At 49.1% G+C, this 17,196-nt stretch carries 19 protein-coding genes; 12 read left to right on the forward strand and 7 right to left on the reverse strand.

Features of this window, described 5'->3' with window-relative positions; genetic code table 11:
- The first annotated feature begins 14 nt into the window (after positions 1–14).
- The gene (locus SynA1560_RS08320; RefSeq protein WP_255476890.1) at positions 15–1,166 is read left to right on the forward strand and encodes a phosphotransferase enzyme family protein; all 1,152 of its coding nucleotides are present in this window, start codon (positions 15–17) and stop codon (positions 1,164–1,166) included.
- Positions 1,167–1,198: 32 nt separating this feature from the next.
- Complete coding sequence (locus SynA1560_RS08325) at positions 1,199–1,444, forward strand: DUF3721 domain-containing protein (RefSeq protein ID WP_186500111.1); 246 nt, start codon at positions 1,199–1,201, stop codon at positions 1,442–1,444.
- 550 nt (positions 1,445–1,994) lie between these two features.
- On the opposite strand, the gene SynA1560_RS08330 is transcribed toward SynA1560_RS08325, so the two are convergent.
- Positions 1,995–2,171, reverse strand: coding sequence for a hypothetical protein (locus SynA1560_RS08330; protein ID WP_186500112.1), 177 nt, complete (start codon positions 2,169–2,171; stop codon positions 1,995–1,997).
- A 71-nt stretch (positions 2,172–2,242) separates the two neighbouring features.
- On the opposite strand from SynA1560_RS08330, the gene SynA1560_RS08335 reads away from it, so the two are divergent.
- From SynA1560_RS08335 to SynA1560_RS08365, 7 genes are all read left to right on the forward strand, one after another.
- Positions 2,243–2,827 (forward strand): DOMON-like domain-containing protein, encoded by a 585-nt coding sequence (locus SynA1560_RS08335; RefSeq protein ID WP_186500114.1) that lies wholly within the window; start codon positions 2,243–2,245, stop codon positions 2,825–2,827.
- Positions 2,827–3,816 carry a lytic transglycosylase domain-containing protein gene (locus tag SynA1560_RS08340; RefSeq protein WP_255476891.1) on the forward strand — a complete coding sequence of 330 codons (990 nt, stop codon included), beginning with the start codon at positions 2,827–2,829 and terminating at the stop codon, positions 3,814–3,816. Before SynA1560_RS08335 ends, SynA1560_RS08340 begins: the two co-directional genes overlap by 1 nt.
- An 86-nt stretch (positions 3,817–3,902) precedes the next feature.
- Positions 3,903–4,580 (forward strand): hypothetical protein, encoded by a 678-nt coding sequence (locus tag SynA1560_RS08345; RefSeq protein ID WP_186500115.1) that lies wholly within the window; start codon positions 3,903–3,905, stop codon positions 4,578–4,580.
- A gap of 54 nt (positions 4,581–4,634) precedes the next feature.
- Complete coding sequence (locus SynA1560_RS08350; protein ID WP_186500116.1) at positions 4,635–5,963, forward strand: O-acetylhomoserine aminocarboxypropyltransferase/cysteine synthase family protein; 1,329 nt, start codon at positions 4,635–4,637, stop codon at positions 5,961–5,963.
- A 20-nt stretch (positions 5,964–5,983) separates the two neighbouring features.
- Positions 5,984–6,877, forward strand: a complete 894-nt coding sequence (locus tag SynA1560_RS08355; RefSeq protein WP_186500118.1) for a homoserine O-succinyltransferase — start codon at positions 5,984–5,986, stop codon at positions 6,875–6,877.
- A gap of 779 nt (positions 6,878–7,656) precedes the next feature.
- A complete protein-coding gene (locus SynA1560_RS08360) occupies positions 7,657–7,851 on the forward strand; it encodes a hypothetical protein (RefSeq protein WP_186468878.1) in 195 nt (64 codons plus the stop codon).
- A 319-nt stretch (positions 7,852–8,170) separates the two neighbouring features.
- Positions 8,171–8,545, forward strand: a complete 375-nt coding sequence (locus tag SynA1560_RS08365) for a hypothetical protein (RefSeq protein ID WP_186468879.1) — start codon at positions 8,171–8,173, stop codon at positions 8,543–8,545.
- Between the two features lie 557 nt (positions 8,546–9,102).
- Here SynA1560_RS08365 and SynA1560_RS08370 read toward each other — a convergent pair.
- A complete protein-coding gene (locus tag SynA1560_RS08370) occupies positions 9,103–9,495 on the reverse strand; it encodes a hypothetical protein (protein WP_186500121.1) in 393 nt (130 codons plus the stop codon).
- A 1,260-nt stretch (positions 9,496–10,755) separates the two neighbouring features.
- Complete coding sequence (locus tag SynA1560_RS08375) at positions 10,756–10,980, reverse strand: hypothetical protein (protein WP_186500123.1); 225 nt, start codon at positions 10,978–10,980, stop codon at positions 10,756–10,758.
- A gap of 923 nt (positions 10,981–11,903) precedes the next feature.
- Between SynA1560_RS08375 and SynA1560_RS08380 the strand changes: the two genes are divergently transcribed.
- The 3 genes from SynA1560_RS08380 to SynA1560_RS08390 all read left to right on the forward strand — a co-directional run bounded on the left by SynA1560_RS08380 (position 11,904) and on the right by SynA1560_RS08390 (position 13,642).
- Positions 11,904–12,110, forward strand: coding sequence for a hypothetical protein (locus SynA1560_RS08380; protein ID WP_186500125.1), 207 nt, complete (start codon positions 11,904–11,906; stop codon positions 12,108–12,110).
- Positions 12,111–12,776: 666 nt separating this feature from the next.
- Complete coding sequence (locus tag SynA1560_RS08385) at positions 12,777–13,220, forward strand: hypothetical protein (protein WP_186468882.1); 444 nt, start codon at positions 12,777–12,779, stop codon at positions 13,218–13,220.
- Entirely contained in the window at positions 13,217–13,642 is a 426-nt protein-coding gene (locus SynA1560_RS08390; protein WP_186500126.1) for a hypothetical protein, read from the forward strand. The genes SynA1560_RS08385 and SynA1560_RS08390 overlap by 4 nt, the downstream gene beginning before the upstream one ends.
- A gap of 180 nt (positions 13,643–13,822) precedes the next feature.
- Here SynA1560_RS08390 and ccsB read toward each other — a convergent pair whose 3' ends face one another.
- Genes ccsB through SynA1560_RS08410 form a run of 4 tightly spaced genes read right to left on the reverse strand, consistent with a single transcriptional unit; the run spans position 13,823 to position 17,159 of the window.
- Positions 13,823–14,788 (reverse strand): c-type cytochrome biogenesis protein CcsB, encoded by a 966-nt coding sequence (ccsB, locus tag SynA1560_RS08395; protein WP_370523141.1) that lies wholly within the window; start codon positions 14,786–14,788, stop codon positions 13,823–13,825.
- A 42-nt stretch (positions 14,789–14,830) separates the two neighbouring features.
- Positions 14,831–15,988, reverse strand: a complete 1,158-nt coding sequence (locus SynA1560_RS08400) for an LptF/LptG family permease (RefSeq protein ID WP_186468884.1) — start codon at positions 15,986–15,988, stop codon at positions 14,831–14,833.
- Between the two features lie 5 nt (positions 15,989–15,993).
- Complete coding sequence (gene lptB, locus SynA1560_RS08405; RefSeq protein ID WP_186500127.1) at positions 15,994–16,722, reverse strand: LPS export ABC transporter ATP-binding protein; 729 nt, start codon at positions 16,720–16,722, stop codon at positions 15,994–15,996.
- The gene (locus SynA1560_RS08410) at positions 16,719–17,159 is read right to left on the reverse strand and encodes an LptA/OstA family protein (protein ID WP_186500129.1); all 441 of its coding nucleotides are present in this window, start codon (positions 17,157–17,159) and stop codon (positions 16,719–16,721) included. Before SynA1560_RS08410 ends, lptB begins: the two co-directional genes overlap by 4 nt.
- Between the last annotated feature and the right edge of the window lie 37 nt (positions 17,160–17,196).

Below are 17,196 nucleotides of genomic sequence, written 5' to 3' on the forward strand. Positions count from 1 at the left end.
CCGCTTCAGGTTCCATGTCGATCCTGCAGACCATTGCTGGGCTTTTTCATCCGCCTGACCAGATCGCTGAAATCCAGCAGCTTGGATCCGGCAATGTGAATGACACCTTTCTGGTGACGCTGGCCGAAAATGCCCCACGCCAGGCCTTCGTGATGCAACGCCTGAACCGGGAGGTGTTTGAACAACCCGAGCTGGTGATGCGCAATCTTCTACGCCTTGGTGATCACGTCGAGCAAAAGCTGGCCGCACAACCCCCGGAACTCACAGGCAGGCGTTGGGAAGTCCCGAAAGTGTTGCCCACCCTCGATGAGGAGGCCCACTGGGTTGAACATCAAGGCGAATTTTGGCGATCCATCACGTACATCGGAGCGGCCACCACGAGTGATGTGATTGAAAACGCTACCCAAGCCCGTGAACTGGGCTACGGCTTGGGAATGTTCCACCACCTGATCAGTGATTTGCCAACCAAGGAATTGGCAGACACCCTGGAAAACTTCCATGTCACGCCCACCTATCTGTCGGAATTTGATGCCGTTTTGGCGACCGCGAAGCCCAACACCGACGAGCAGCTGAACGCAGCTCTGGACTTTGTGAACGCGCGACGGCAAGGCCTTGATGTGCTTGAGAAGGCTTGCGAATCAGGCGTTCTGCACCGGCGTCCGATTCACGGGGATCCAAAGATCAACAACGTGATGATCGATGACGTCAGCGGTCAAGCCGTCGGCCTGATTGATCTCGACACCGTGAAGCCAGGGCTTGTGCACTACGACATTGGCGACTGCCTGCGTTCAGGCTGCAACCGACTCGGGGAGGAAACACTGACGCCCGACCGGGTGTCGTTTGATCTCCAGCTGTGTCGGGCGATTCTCGAGGGCTATCTCAGCATCGGGCGTTCTTTTTTGACGCCGGAAGATTTCCACTATTTGCCGGACTGCATCCGATTGATCCCTCTGGAACTGGGCCTGCGCTTTCTCACGGATCACCTCGCAGGCGATCGTTATTTCCGAACGGATCGGGCCAACCAGAACTTAGATCGCGCGAGAGTTCAGTTCGCGTTGACCGAATCAATCGAAGCCCAGTGGTCTGCCATCCAGACTCTGATCGGTGAGCTCTCTCAACAGCGCAAAAACCACCACGTGGTTACCGGTCCTCCTCAAGATGGATGACTGCTAGTAACACTTCAGATCGCAGACAATCCATGACCTCTCCCATCCATCTGCTGATTGTCACCGGCACCACCATTCTCAGTTTGTTGACGGCTTCGACCGTTGCTGCAGAGGATGAATTCGGATATGCCACCGAAGCAGAGGCTCTATCCAAAGCCCAGGAGCTTGGCTGCGAAGGTGCCTATGAATGGGAAGGGATCTGGCTCCCCTGCGAAGAAGACAACATCGGCAGCGATGACCACAGCGGCCATGATCACAGTCACGGCCACCAACACTGAACCAGGATCTCAAGATCTGGACCCGTTGAGGCCTGATCGCTAACGGACCGTGAGGAGGAGTCAACGACACGTCCCTTTCCGCATGGCGCCATGGGGAAGCAGCTTTGTTTTGGTTGGAAGGACAGGCATGCAGAGAGCGTCTGCTGATGGACGGATGGCCCGAACAAAACCATGACTCCCTGGGGTTATCCATGCCTTGCGGCAACCCCTATCCAATCGGAGGAAGCAACTGCCAGGACCATTGGATGAGCCAACCGATCACAGCGGCGTGGAGGATGTAGGGAAATTGCTCAGTCGCACGAGGCCAGGATCGCCGATCCCCCCGAGGCTCTTCAACGTTCTGAGTCAAAGCCAGATGCGCGCCCCAGTTCAGCACCAGCCAGGCAGACAACCATTCCAGGAGGAAATATTGATCGAGCCCATCAATCATTTGCAAGCTCCGCAAGTGCATCGGGGAAACTCTTACAGAAACAACCGATCAGATGGCCGGTCAGTCATTCATTCGAAGCAATGACCCAGCCAAGGATTTCACAGCTTTAAACACACCAAATCAGTTGCTTGCATCAATCAATTGGTAGGCAACGCTGAAGCGAAGGAGCGCATTGGCTGCATGCAACAGACCCACCAAAGTCCATTGAATCGGTGCCGTCACAACGTGCTCCAACAAAGGCGGTTCATCCTGCAGACAGGTTGAACGGGTGGTGCTGATGGAGGGAAGGGTGCACACTGCCCATGACCACCCAGGTCCAGGCGGGATCTTGATGCAGGCCAGCGCGATCACAGCAGGGACCTTGAACCATGGGTAGACACCCCGTGATGGTGAGGCAGGTCTGCAGGCTTTATCCATTTGAGTCGGATCCAAAACCTTCGCTGCAAATGGTTGCTGAAGTGCTCTGGTTGGAGACGGGTTTGCTGGAACTGACGTTTAATCTTCAGGCCAATCTCGACACCGAGACCCTCCAAGACCTGAAAATCACATCTGCTGACGCGTCCGGCAGCGAAGCAAGCGAAAAGAGGCACGACAATCTCTGGAAGCACACCTGCTTCGAGGCCTTTTTCGGCAAACCAGACTCGGAACAGTATTGGGAACTGAATGTGGCGCCTTCAGGACACTGGAATCTCTATCAGTTCGATGCGTATCGCAGCGGAGGAAAGGAAGAGCCTGATACTGATATCCCGACGACGTCCTGGAAACAGAGTGATCGGAAGTGTTGCTGCAGCATCACCCTGAACCTGTCACCTTGGTGGGAAGATTTACAACTTCCAGAGCTGGCCATCTCCGCTGTTTTGGAAACCCAAACAGGCCGTCTCAGTTATTGGGCTTTGCAACATCCCGGGGACAAACCAGACTTTCACGATCGCAGGAGCTTTTTGAAGTGGTGATGGCTCATCCACCACCATCCAAAAACTGGATGCCTGTGCTGCTGGGATTGCCCCTCTTGCTTTCACCACTCACGGTGTCTTGCCAGACGTTGGAAACCAGAGGTCAGCCCGGAGCACTGCCGCAGTCCACGAACGTGGCTAGAGGGCTGCCAACGCGCGACGATCTGCCTCTGGCGCCGAATGGCCGGCACTATCCAGTCGTGCCAACACAGCCAAGGGAGATTGCCGACCTCATCGCGCTTGTGGAAACGGCTGCTGTCGATCCCAACATCACATCAGAAAGCGTTGCAGTTCTGGCTCATCAACAGCAAGTGATCTACAGGGCCTTGTCGCGTGACCCCAGCATGAGTAGGGCGGTGCGCAATCAACTCTCCCCTCAATGGCACTGGGTGTTTGATCACCACATCGCAGCTCGCAGGGAATTTCTAGCGATGCATCGTGGACCAGCGTCAAGCCTGCTTCCTGCCTGGCGTATCCAAGCTCCAGCATCAGCTGATGAACTGCTCAATGCTTACCGCAGTGCATCATCCGCCACGGGCATCGACTGGGAAGTTCTGGCAGCCGTGAATCTGGTGGAGACCGGGATGGGGCGCATTGACGGCGTTTCTGTGGCCAATGCCCAAGGCCCGATGCAGTTCTTGCCCACCACGTGGACAGAACCCGGCATCGGTCAGGGCGGGGACATTCGAGATCCCTGGGACTCCATTCATGCAGCAGCGCGCTACCTCGTCCGCAGAGGAGGCCTCGATGACATCCGCAAAGGATTGTGGGGCTACAACAACAGCGATCACTACGGCAAGGCCGTCCTCCACTACGCAGCTCTGCTCAAGCAGCACCCCCTCAGGTATCGCAGCTTGCATCAATGGCAAATTCATTACGCCTCGTCAGCTGGTGACCTCTGGCTAAACGAGGGCTATGCCAGTGATCAGCCGATTGCCGTTGAGGACTATCTCGAACAGCACCCCCACAGCGCGCCGCCAAACCCTTAACCGTCACCCCGGTGGATGGACCATCCACGCAGCATCGTTCAAACCTCTGCCATCTACGCTTCTGGGGACAGGACTGAACAAGCTGCGTGGCTAAGGAACTGACCCATCGTGCCGATGAACTCGCTGGTCTCGGCTGGTCTGCAGACGATGTAAATCGCTACGCGGAACTCTGGGACTACCGGCAGCGGTGGGGTGCGATGAATCTTGAACGGGAAGATCGCCTGTTCCTGCGGAAGGCAGAGGCGGCCTTACCAGCCTTGGTCACCGGAAAGGCTGCGGCTAAGAAAAGCACTCAGGACAAGTCTTACTACCGTTGGTTGCGCTTCCACCTGGATGCCATGAAGGAGGCCGAAGCTGCCATGGAACTGAAGGATGGTGGACAAGGTGCATGGCCGATTTTGCTTGAAGAAGAACTCCGGCTCCTGGATTATTTCGAACCGGTGCTTGGCTTGCCTGACACATTGAAAGCAAAAGCCTTCGACAATTTCCGCGCCCAAATGTCTGCACAAGCTGCAGCTCTACCAGCCGATCAGATGCAAGCGTGCAGCTACGACTTTCAGGCGGCCCTGACGGTGCTGAAAGAAAAGGAAAACAGCAAGTGGCGGCACCTGGTCGAAGACAGTGGAGATCAGTCCTATCCCGTACTGCTCGGAACCACCGCTGAATCGTTTCGAAACGACGTTCGCGATCAGCTGACGCCACTGCTGCGGCAAACGCTTCCATCGCTCGCCGACAGCGAAAAACCAGATCCTGGTGCTGCTTGAAGCCGAGTAGCCCAACTGAACGCTAGAACGAAGACAACTCACTCTCCCAACGCCGTGACAGATCAGCGCTTCGAGACACTGCAACTGCATGCCGGTCAGGTGCCTGATCCCACCACGAACGCGAGAGCGGTTCCGATTTACCAAACCAGCTCCTACGTCTTCAACGACGCTGAGCACGGCGCCAACCTGTTTGGCCTGAAGGAATTTGGCAATATCTACACACGCTTGATGAATCCGACAACGGATGTCTTCGAAAAGCGCGTTGCAGCGTTGGAAGGTGGCGTTGCTGCACTAGCAACGGCATCAGGCCAATCAGCACAGTTCCTGGCCATCACCAACTGCATGCAGGCTGGGGATAATTTTGTCTCAACTTCGTATCTCTACGGAGGAACATACAATCAATTCAAAGTTCAATTCCCTCGACTTGGCATTAACGTAAAATTCGCCGATGGCGATGATGTTGAAAGCTTTGCAAAACAAATTGATCAAGGAACTAAAGCGATCTACGTCGAAGCGATGGGTAACCCACGCTTCAACATTCCTGATTTTGAAGGTCTCTCAGCATTAGCCAAGGAGAACGGGATTCCCCTGATCGTTGACAATACCCTTGGAGCGTGTGGTGCGTTGTTGCGACCAATCGAGCACGGGGCTGATGTTGTTGTCGAAAGCGCCACAAAATGGATCGGAGGGCACGGTACGAGCCTCGGCGGTGTGATTGTTGATGCTGGAACTTTTAATTGGGGAAATGGAAAGTTTCCGTTGATGAGTCAACCCAGTGCTGCATACCACGGACTCGTGCACTGGGATGCATTTGGTTTCGGGAGTGAGATCTGCAAAATGCTTGGTTTGCCTGACGATCGAAATATTGCCTTTGCGTTGAGAGCACGCGTCGAGGGGTTACGCGATTGGGGACCTGCTGTCAGCCCCTTCAACAGCTTTCTTTTGCTGCAAGGCCTGGAAACCCTAAGCCTACGAGTCGAGCGACACGCTCAAAATGCAATGGATCTCGCCACCTGGCTGAACGACCACCCAATGGTGAGCCACGTGAGCTACCCGGGACTATCCGGCGATCCGTATCACGCTGCGGCCAAGAAATATCTGAGCGGACGTGGAATGGGATGCATGCTGATGTTCTCACTAAAAGGCGGATACGATGATGCCGTACATTTCATCGACAGCCTAAAGTTGGCGAGTCACCTGGCGAATGTAGGAGACGCAAAAACACTTGTAATTCATCCTGCATCAACAACGCATCAACAATTAAGCGAACAAGAACAAGCCTCTGCAGGAGTGACTCCAACAATGGTCAGAGTGTCGGTAGGACTCGAGCACATCGATGACATTAAGGCTGACTTTGATCAGGCTTTGAAGTCAGGATGTTGATGATAAGGAGGTACAACTGAATGGCACTGATCCTGCCACCTAATTATCACAAGATCACCGCAGTCGAGAGGAATAGAATCTCCTGGATCAAACCAGAACAAGCGGAAAGGCAAGACATACGACCATTGCGAATCGGTATCCTGAATATCATGCCTTTAGGAAAACAATATGAATTTAATTTGCTGCACCCCCTCGGTCTATCAGTGCTCCAGATTGAACCAATCTGGATTCGTCTACAGTCCCATGCCTACAAGAGCTGGGACCAATCTCATCTCGATGAGCTTTACGTGAGTTGGGAAGCTGCCAATGCAGAACGCCCTTTGGATGGCCTAATCATCACCGGTGCGCCTGTTGAGCACCTGGAATTTGAGGACGTACGCTACTGGCCAGAACTGGTAAAACTCATCAACGAAGCAAAAGAGATGTGTGCAAGCACACTGGGCTTATGTTGGGCAGGATTTGCCATGGCGTACATGGCAGGTGTCAATAAGATTGCACTGGATAAAAAATTATTTGGTGTCTTTCCGATGCGAAGCCTAGTCCCAGGTCATTCATTGATGGGGACGCAAAATGATCAGTTTCTGTGTCCACAAAGTCGGCATGCAGCTCTACCAGATACAGCCATGGAAGCCGCAGAGCGACAAGGAAGACTACGATTGCTAGCCCATGGTGAGTCAGTTGGATACACCATTTTCGAGACCCCAGATCAACGACAGCTGATGCATCTTGGACACCCGGAATATACAGTGGGCAGGATTGTGGCGGAAATGGAGCGCGACAAGGCTCGTGGTGACGTACCGCCTCCTGAAAACTTCGACGCAGATCATCCGCAAACATTGTGGAGATCCCACCGCAATTTGTTATTTCAGCAGTGGCTCTGGTTCTGCTATCAACGCGTAAGCTTCCAAGCCTAAAACTCAGAAATGAATCACCCTCTACAACTTTTTGATCAATGGAGACGATCCATCAGCAAATGGATCCCAATCAAGCCTCGTTGGGATCGATCAGGTAAAGACATAGCACCAAACGCAAGTGAAGATTGGCTTCTTGAACCTCTCAATGAGTGTGAAGCAGTGGAGCTTTTCCCACATTTAACAAGGGAAAAGGCTATTATCCAATATCAAAAACTCAGACTTCAAATGCGATGTGAGGAGGATCGAGGTTTTGAACAAATTTAATCAATTAAATAATTATCAATGGCTTATTATTACCTGAACTTGGTCTGACGCTTTGAATGACTGTGCTTCGAAGACAGATGCAAAAGACACGATGCATTAGCCTGCTCCTCCACTCTTGACAGACGAGTGACAAGAACAAATGTGTCCTGAGCAGACATCTCTCCATCGGCCTCCCACTTTAAAGATGACAGATCAAAAGGAGACATCGATGACGGACGAGAGCAACTAATATAGCTTTAATTAATGAAAGGTTGAGGCGCGGAATCAATGCATCTATCTTAAATAATTTGAAAAAAGTTACGCATGCAACCAAATCAAATGAAAGAGCTGTTTTACCTCTGCCGTCACTAAGCCTTAGATGGAACACGCAAACGCTCGCGCTCTTACCCAACCAAGATCGGCGTAAAGGAGGGTCTTCCGGTGGACGAATAGTGGTTACCAGCCATCAAAACGTCGGCCTTGTGACAAAAAAACTAGGGCTAACGCGATAAAGTTACAAAGTATGAGGTTTTGGCGTGAAGTACACACCAACACAAGAGCATCTTGCTCATCAAATCCCTGAAGTGGTTAAATCCATTAATCAGCTTTTGGAAGGTCTTAAGCAAGATATCGGCGTTGATGACCGCTATATCTCTCTTTTGCTGGATGCCATGGCCGAAGAACGCGTTCGGTTGCACAGGAATTCAGAAACAAACTTCAGCTACCGCTAGTTACACCAGAAACAAACGACAAAACATCGAGCAATGATTGGATTGGTTGATAACCGCAGAACATAACGATCTAAGATTCGAGGAAAATTCAAATTGAAAACACATCAAAGCTAGGGCAAAGGTCAAAGACCAATTGAGCGATCAAATAAAGTTGTTCATTGAATCCCCAAGTCGAAGCAGAAACCTAAGAAACACCTATATTGAAGGAAGCAATTCTCAGACGATGCTAATTCGCAGCCTTGACTTTCACGGACAAATGGGGCGAAGAAGTTACTTCCTCTCATTCATTACACGCATCTTGATTATAGTACTGATCTTGTTGGCGGGAAATATAATCGTATATGGCATTGAATATCTGACGACAGGGCAAATCAATGGGATGACATTTGATGATTGGAGTCAGTTTGACGGTGATTTAGAGCCATCAATACTCGAACAAATGATCACAGCCATACTTGGCCTGATAGCAATATCGCCGATTGAGATACGACGTGCGAACGACCTTAGTATCAATTGGAAGTGGATTGTCCCAACATTTCTATCGCATTTTGTTGTATTCGCACCCTCTACCGACCTGTTTTTCGTCAATGGTCTAATAGTTCTCCTCAATGTCTATACATTTGTGATTGCTTTAATCCTGTTGTTTAAACCTGGTCAAAAATACAAAGATTGGGTTAGAAGCGGTAAACCATAAACGAACTTTCGTTGGTTTATCGTATTAACGATCAAGATCAGTGCCTCCATTCACCAAAAGAATTACAATCGTGCAAAAGATTCGGAATAACACATTAGAAATAGATCAATGATTGATCGCTAAACCTTATCAGCCTGTCATGAAGGACTCGTTCAATTAATGACTAGCGATGTCAACGACCTGATTCTCCATCACGCTTAGAACCCAAAATCAGTCGCAGAGCCACAATGAACATCAGCCATTGACTAGATTGTCGGTAGGAAATCTAGATTCATGATCCCTGAACCCCACCAGCCGTTTGATATTGATAACGGACCAGACAAGTTCTTTTTGATAGGAACCAGCTTTATCGTAATCTTCTTATTTTTGCTTTGACGCATTCAATCCAAAGCAGATGCCTGGCGATGTTCATAGCTCTCTTGAGATAATTTATAGAAACAACTTAAAAAAAAGCATTTTAAAATTTAATTTACGATAAGCTCTATTCTTGATATCCAACACTTTTATTCATTGTCGATTAAGCAATCTTAGATGTGAGCACACAAAGATAATCAGGGTTACAAGTTGTCGATCGGTCGGCCTCTCCACGATTGGTCAGACATCAATGTTCTTAAACAAGTCAATGCTGAGTCCATTGATTCATTCCAATGGTCCTGTTTAATTCTAATCAAATATTCATGTTGAACACCTGACCCCCTTTGTCTCGCTGCAACAATCGAAACGTCGTCATATCCAATAGGAAATAAGTCTGCAATTGGCCATCCAAGGATTCCTTCAGAAACAAAGAGTAAAAAATCAAAAATCACAGGATTGAAATATTCTTCATGCTCCATCAAATCACCACAGGCAATCATCTGCTCTTTACTTTGAGGTGTATAAGTTACAAACGAAAAACACAGTGAATGGCCTGTATTTTGAAGATACAAACCAGGAAAACGTTGAAGATACATCTTTTTTATTAAATACGAAGTAGATCCATAGAGGTCCGTTAGCAAACCAAAATCAATTTCCTAAGTAGGTACTATGAATCATAGACGAAATGACAACATACCGACGTCGAGTGACCAGTAACAAGACAAATGAAATAAAGCAATGAAGTTAAAGTCAAATGGAAGACAGTGTATTCACGATACACATCAAGAAAGAAACTGTAAATAAAGAGTTTGTCGCAGTAGCCCAGTAGCCAATCACTATGCAACAACAGCAGAGGTGCATGAAGACTTCTTCAGGCCCAAAAAAACGAGTTTATGATTGACAAAAATCATACATAAGCAGATTAAAGACTATCTTACAACAACCAATCATGGAGATTTGAATATCAATATAACAATTATGCTGACAGTTGCTTCTACCGAGAGATTGATTCTTAACCTCCAATTTCAGACAAGCCCCACATATTATAATGGAAAACATTTAACCCTAACGTCAGCCTTCAGTAGATGCTTAGAGCTGCGGGAAATGGAGATGAAGTGACATCAATATCAAAACCGACCGGCTATCTGATAACCGGTGATGCCGTAGGGACAGCTCCATCAGAACTATTTGAAAGCGAATGAAAACGCTTCACTGGTGGACTAGACAGTCCGACACAAGGTTTTTATCAAGTTTATACCTGAAGACTATGAGAAAAGGTATTCATTGGAACGAATAAAATCTTTTATAAGCTCATCTGTAGTTGTCGTGAAGATCAACGTTAGACAAAAAGAGTAGATAGTCTCAGCCATCTCGCGGCGCAAGGCGTCCAACAGGCGGCTGCGAAGAAACAATAATGATGTTCAAGTAGGCCCAAAGGCCCAGTCGACTTGCCTTCAAAAAGATACGAGCCATAAGGTAAACAACACCTCTTCAAGTCAACGAGACCGTACAGGCCAGCTAATTCTATTATGGGCGCAAAGGACAGAATCAGTCTGATTCTTCCACAAGTATGGAACTTGAATTAAGTGTCGACTCGCCCTGCGGCCTTAAACCTTCTTCTGCCTTACTTAACCTCTCAACCAAGTTCAATGTATCGTTCGGAGACAACTCCCCATCATCCCCCCACTTGAGACTGGATAAGTCAGGAGGGCACATGAAACGAACATATCAGTTAAACGAAACTAGAGTATTTCAAGCCATAGTTGCACTAGTACGTTTCGAAGTGATATGAAAGAAATTATAAACAATGTATACCCATGATACTAAACGCAAACAAAGGGTGTTAAAACTGCCTGTTAAGAAAACGCTGCTGTAATGAGTCGGCCAGTCCCAATTGTCATCAGAAACATCATCATCATGACGACGTCCCATGCTTTTGATTTGATGAAATAGGGAACTGAGATTGTCATTGCAGTTAGGTGAACGATGACACCAGTCACAACATCAAGATGCAAAGTAATAAAATAGGCTGCAATGACAAGACCGCTGCCAACCACCCTCATTCGCTGGAACAAATCCATTACTCCTCTCTTTATAGTGATGAAAATCTAAAGACTCAGTTCAAAGACTGCGGATAGGGATAACCGGCAATACATCCATCTTGATTCAAGATAAATTATCATGGAGCGATCATTCAGAGCTCAATAACTGAAGCCACACTAAAATTAGATTGATCAGTTATTACACGACTATAAACAGTGACACAGACCCACATGCAGGGATGTGTTCAATATCGATTAAGCCGGCAAACAGTCAAATAATCAGAAACTATAATCAACTAAACAAGATATTTCAAGAGAACTTATTGCACATAAATAACTAAATTATTCATATCACAATCGTATTCGCAAACAAGGGCACTCTTGCGGCAGCGACGAGGAGGCGCATAGGATCCATACACGATTTGAATGGATTTTTATCAAAATTCTACAAGAAAATAAAAATAGAAAGCGATTAAACAGATGCGACGATAGATATCATCACCACTAAGAAGCACAAAAACAACAAACGAGAGGCAGACAATATCGAGTAACATTGATTAGCAATGATTAGAATCAATAAAAGCTCAAACCAAACTTGGTGTAAGGATACGCCTGAGAAGATGCATTTTCGTGTATCCAGGAGGACAGCGATGACGAGATTCGGAGTGATTGCTGAGTGGATAGTACTTTCTGCGATCAGTCATCACTAGGTCATACAATTTCTAGATTAGCCTGTTAGACAAGATAGAGATAGCAAGATTGTGTCGATCTAAGGATGAAATACAGCAATAGAGCTAGGCACTGTAGATCCATGGGCATACAACAATCATGCGGCCTTATTGCTCCGATCAAGCGCCGCATCTGCAAAAGCTGTCGAGTAAGCCTTGGAACAGCAAACAAGGCATTGAAATCAATTCTGACATTCAAAAGTTTCCTTTTAATTGGGCAATCATGGGTACAACATGAAAGACCTTGATGGTGCAATGACTGACCGTACAAGAACTCTTGAACTTGATGAAAACGACACCGATGCTCTGAGAGAGCGTGGATCTCTCTTTGCAGAGAAGGGGCTTGTTGCTAACGCCTGCGCTGAGTGGAAGAAGGCAGCCTCTTTTGGAGATATTCGATCTACACACTACCTTGAAGAAAATTCTGCAGTCTGCAAATAGGTGTAAGAGGGATAGTAGCTATGACAACACACATCGATGGAGGTACCCACGCTTGTCCGATCTGTCCGTTCACCCTCTCACATCATGAACATCGAGACAACGATTGAAACAATTGATCAAATTGAATCTTTTAGATCTCCACAAGAACGATGCAGCAATCGTAATTAAGTTTCCAGTAATTCTTACCGGCGGCTCCCAAATGCGCATCAAAAAGATTAGAAACAAGACATCCTGTATTCACAATGCTATGTGAAGACAAGTCCATATAACTAGAGTTAATGACTTAAACGTAAACCAGATACGTAGTTGGCTTTGTTTTGGAATTCTTTGAAACCACTACGACATAAAACAAAGAAACATGAAACTCTTTTGCACCTGCGATCTCTAACAGAACGCCATCTTGCTGTCCCAAGTGGCTCACCCAATTGGTAACCATTGAAAAAGTCAGCATTTAGAACGTTACACCCAGATCACTTAAGTGCTGATTCAGACACAGGGCATTGATCCGAAACCCGCCACTCCAACCAGAATGGCGCGAGAACTGCCTTACACACGCACCTATCAGAGGTCAGGATTCGCCTTCTCTTGTGCCACAGGTACCAACTACCACCGGTTCAACTAAGGTGGAGGCCAGACAGGTGCTTTCAAGCTCACCCACGTGCGGAAATGAAACTCACTGCCCTTCTCGGCGCTCTACTCCTCACAGCGTCTCCCACCTCAGCTGAAGACCTCGTCTATCTAAAATGTGATGCTACGATTCAGTACAAGCAAATTGATTTAATCGAGAAAGTAGTGGTGGATGAACAGATTGAGAATACCATTATTCATTACGAAATTGATTTGCTCAAGAAATTGTTGACTGATTCAGATGATCCAGAGGGCTCAAGCGTTGTGAAGATATTCAATGGAATGATTTTTTCACAAATTGAGGGATACAAGCAAGGAACGATGAATGTAAACTTTGTCGACACCCAAATTGCCTTCGATCCCCCAGGAAAGATCTCTGGAAGAAGTACCATCAGAGCGAATGACAACAGTTTTGAAGTCACCGCTGATCTTGCAGGTCGTTGCGAGGCATCAGATGCATCTGCCTATGAGTCAAGCAAATGAAACTCACTCCTCTCCTCAGCGCTCTACTCCTCTCAGCTGCACCTGTCGTTGCTGATGACTTCCTTTATCTGAAGTGCGACACTAAAATTAAGTACAATATGATTAGGCCGTATCCAGAAGAAGGAGAAAAGGATCATGTTATTTATTACGAGGTAGATTTGAAGAATAAAATATTAACTGACTTGGCATATATCGATGAAACCTATGAGGTGAAGATAGAGAATGGAGTGATTTTTCAAACTAGTGAGGATTACGACGAAGAAAAGATGTTGACGGAAACCATGACTACCGAAATTTCATTTGATCCACCAGGAAGGATTGTTAGTCGTGCCAGTGCAAAATCGGTTGACAACAGTTTTGAATACACCGCCGAATTGAGAGGAGTTTGCGAAACATCAAATACTGGATACGAGGCAGAGTAGGAAGAAGCCTTTGAGTAAGAGCGCCTCACGAGCACTTTCATGCTTAACTGCGCGACATGGTTAATCCAAGATTCTTAGCGACTGCCGAGGTGCCTCCAAGGTGCTCAATTTCATCGTGACGCTGATACTCCTGAAGAGGTAGGTAGAAGGTAAGTAGATGGAGAACCCAGTATTCATCCGTTAGTCAAAAAACCAGCCATAACTATGCAATCCAATACCAAGGAGATTGACACCGATATAGCAAACACAGATCACAACCAAACCTGCTGAGGCAACCATCGCAGGACGGCGACCTTGCCAGCCGCGACTCAAACGCGTGTGCAGATAAGCCGCATAAACAAGCCAACAAATCAAAGCCCAGGTTTCCTTAGGATCCCAACTCCACCAACTGCCCCAGGCCTCATTGGCCCAGACAGCGCCACTGATGATCCCAACCGTTAACAGCAAAAACCCCACGGTGATGGTGCGGTAGCTGAGGCTGTCGAGCTGTTCAGTGCGACTGAATGCAACTGACGACAATTCGAAAGCTTCAGGGTTTTGGATGGCCACACCGCCATCCGTGCTGAGGAGAGACGAACGACGAAAAGCGCCGGTACCAATCGAGCTGCTTCTCAGCTCAAGCGCTTGATTGCGATCGATCAACAGGACTGCCACCGACAACAGCGAGCCAACCATCAAAGCGGCGTAACTCACCATGATCACGCTCACGTGCATCACCAGCCAGCTGCTGCGCAGTGCAGGCACCAGTGGGGATGCCTGCTGAAGCTGATCTGGCAAGGCAAAACTGGCAAAAGCAATGCATCCCAAACCCATGGGTGTCGCCGAAGCCGCGACTAAAGGAGACGGCCAGTTGCGTTCCACCAACAACTGCGTCAGGGTGCAGGCCCAGGCCAGGAAGCACAGCGACTCATAAAGGTTGCTGATCGGGAAATGCCCCGACTGCCACCAACGCAAGATCAGCTGAGCGGTGAGCAGCAAATTCGAGAGGGCAATTAACGAGCGCACACCGCTAGAACTTTGTCCGTTGGAGAGCGCCCAGAAACTCCAAGGAAGAGCCGTCAGAAGCAGCCCAAATGCCAGCAAACCGAGTAACAGCACTGGCTCAGAGACAAACGCTTCAAGACCGGTGAATCCCAAATCAGACACCAGGGCTGGAGAAGTAGATGCCTCTAATTCTGCAGGGTTTCGTCATCGGCTGGCTTGCCTCAGTAGGAATCCTCCACCCGCGAGCGAGATCAATACAGGAGACCAGGCAGCCAGCAGCGGTGGAAGCGTGCCCTTCACTCCGAGGGAACTGAAGCTGAAGCTCAGCACGTAATACACAAGAATCAGAACGACACTGATGCCGAATCCTTGACTACGGCTGGTGCGGTTGTTGGGTTTGGCACCCAAACTGGCCCCGATCAAAGCAAACACCAGACACGCCGTCGGCAACGTGAATTTCTCCTGAATCCGCACCTGGAGACGCCGTGCTTCCTTGATATCACCAGCCTGTCGCAGCAACTGTTCAGCCTGCAGAGCCTCGGCAACAGTCATGTCGTTGGCATCCTTCGGAAGCTTGGCAATCCGAATCGGTGCTGCGCTGAGTGGATAGAGGTAGCGGTCAAAATCGGCTGAAGTGGTACTGCCCGATGGCGTGAGGGTCAGGATCTGACCATTGAGAAATTCCCATTTGGCATCCTGTTTGCTCCATCGCGCCGTCTCAGACACCAGCATTTGCGTGAACCCAGGGCGAGAAAAATCGAGAACTGTCACGCCGTTCATCGTCCCATCACGAAACTGACGGGCATAAAACAACTGAACCAATCCTTTGCTGGTGGAACCATCGGGTTGCTCGACCCTGCCGAAGCGGGAATAAACGATGTTGTCGCCCTTTTCCGTCGCCACCGCTTTACCCAGAGCTCTGCGCAACGTGACTTCCGCGGCGCGGTTTGCTCGAGGTACCACCACATCATTGAAAACAAAGGTGAGGCTGGTCATCAGCAGGGCCAGCACCATCGCTGGAACAATCATGCGCGTTGCTGTCACACCGACGCTGCGCAAAGCCGTCAACTCACTGTTGGCCGAAAGACGGCTGTAGGCGAGCAACGTGGCCATCAGCGTGGCCATCGGGAATGAGATCACCAGAAAACTGGGCAAGCGCTGCAAAAGCACCTGAATAGCAATCAGAACCGGCAAGCCCGATTCCACGATCTTTCGGACCAGCTCAAACATCACTCCCAAAGAGAGTGATACCACCGTGAAAGCAGCAACGGCGAATAGCAGAGGCCCAATCAGTTCACCGAGCAACCAGCGATCGAGCAGCGGAATTCGTCGTCTCCAAGCACGAATCTGTTGCAACCACATGTCCTTCACAGCTGAAATCCCTCGCCCAGGTAATGACGACGAACCAAGGGATCAGCAGCCACTTCCTCAGAAAGTCCCGACGCCAAAATGCTGCCGTCGGTGAGGATATAAGCCCGATCTGTGATGGCAAGTGTTTCCCTCACGTTGTGATCCGTGATCAGAATCCCCATTCCGCGTTGCCTCAGCGCATGAATAAGTTGCTGCAGGTCAGCCACCGCCAGGGGGTCAACACCGGCAAACGGTTCATCAAGCAGCAAATACCGAGGGCCTTCAAGACCCACTGCCAAAGCACGGGCCACTTCACAGCGACGACGTTCACCACCCGAGAGCTGAAAGCCTCGACGGTTCAGGAACGGCTCAAGATGGAAATCATCGATTAATTGATGCAGTCGCTCTCGGGTTTGTGAGCGGGCTAATCCACTCTGAGCCAACACCAACTCCAGGTTGTCTTGCACTGTGAGCTGGCGAAACACGCTCGGTTCCTGCGGAAGGTATCCGATGCCGAGTTGAGCTCGTTGTGGCATCGATAAGCTGGCCACCGGGTGTCCATCCATTAGCACTTCACCTTGATCAGGTTTCAGTAGACCGATCACCAAGTTGAAACTCGTGGTTTTACCTGCACCATTCGGGCCGAGCAAACCAATCACTTCACCAGGTTCCAGAGTGAGTGTGAGATCCTTCACCAACGGGCGCCCACCCAAAGTGAGCGACACACGATTCAAGCTGAGACTCATGGCGTGAGAGGAGTCCTCGCCGAGTTATTGGGGCGAATGATCATGGTTGAACGCACCTGACCACCTTGGCTGGGCATGGCGAACGCCCGTTCATCATTCAAGTCATAGGTGAGACGCTCAGCTCTAATGGAATTGCCATCACCCTCAACAACATCCACATCACCACTCAGCACCAATCGTCCTTCTCGACTGAAGTATTGGGCTTGCCTTGATGTGGCCACCATGCCGCGGGTCGGGTACACAATGCGCACATTGCCGATCGCAGTCACCACTCCGGTGACATTGTCAGCACTCTGACTATCGGATTCGATGGTGATCAGCCCGTCGTCAGCCGGAGCGGAACCTTCGGAAGCAGGAAGCTCCTGTGCTCCGGCTGCAGCGACCAAGGATATCGTCACTCCAGCGATCAGAGCTGAGAACCTCTGGAGCGTGGTCATGGATCGTGGAAACAAAAGAGACACGACCAAGGACCAA

Source organism: Synechococcus sp. A15-60, assembly GCF_014280095.1.
GTDB lineage: Bacteria > Cyanobacteriota > Cyanobacteriia > PCC-6307 > Cyanobiaceae > Synechococcus_C.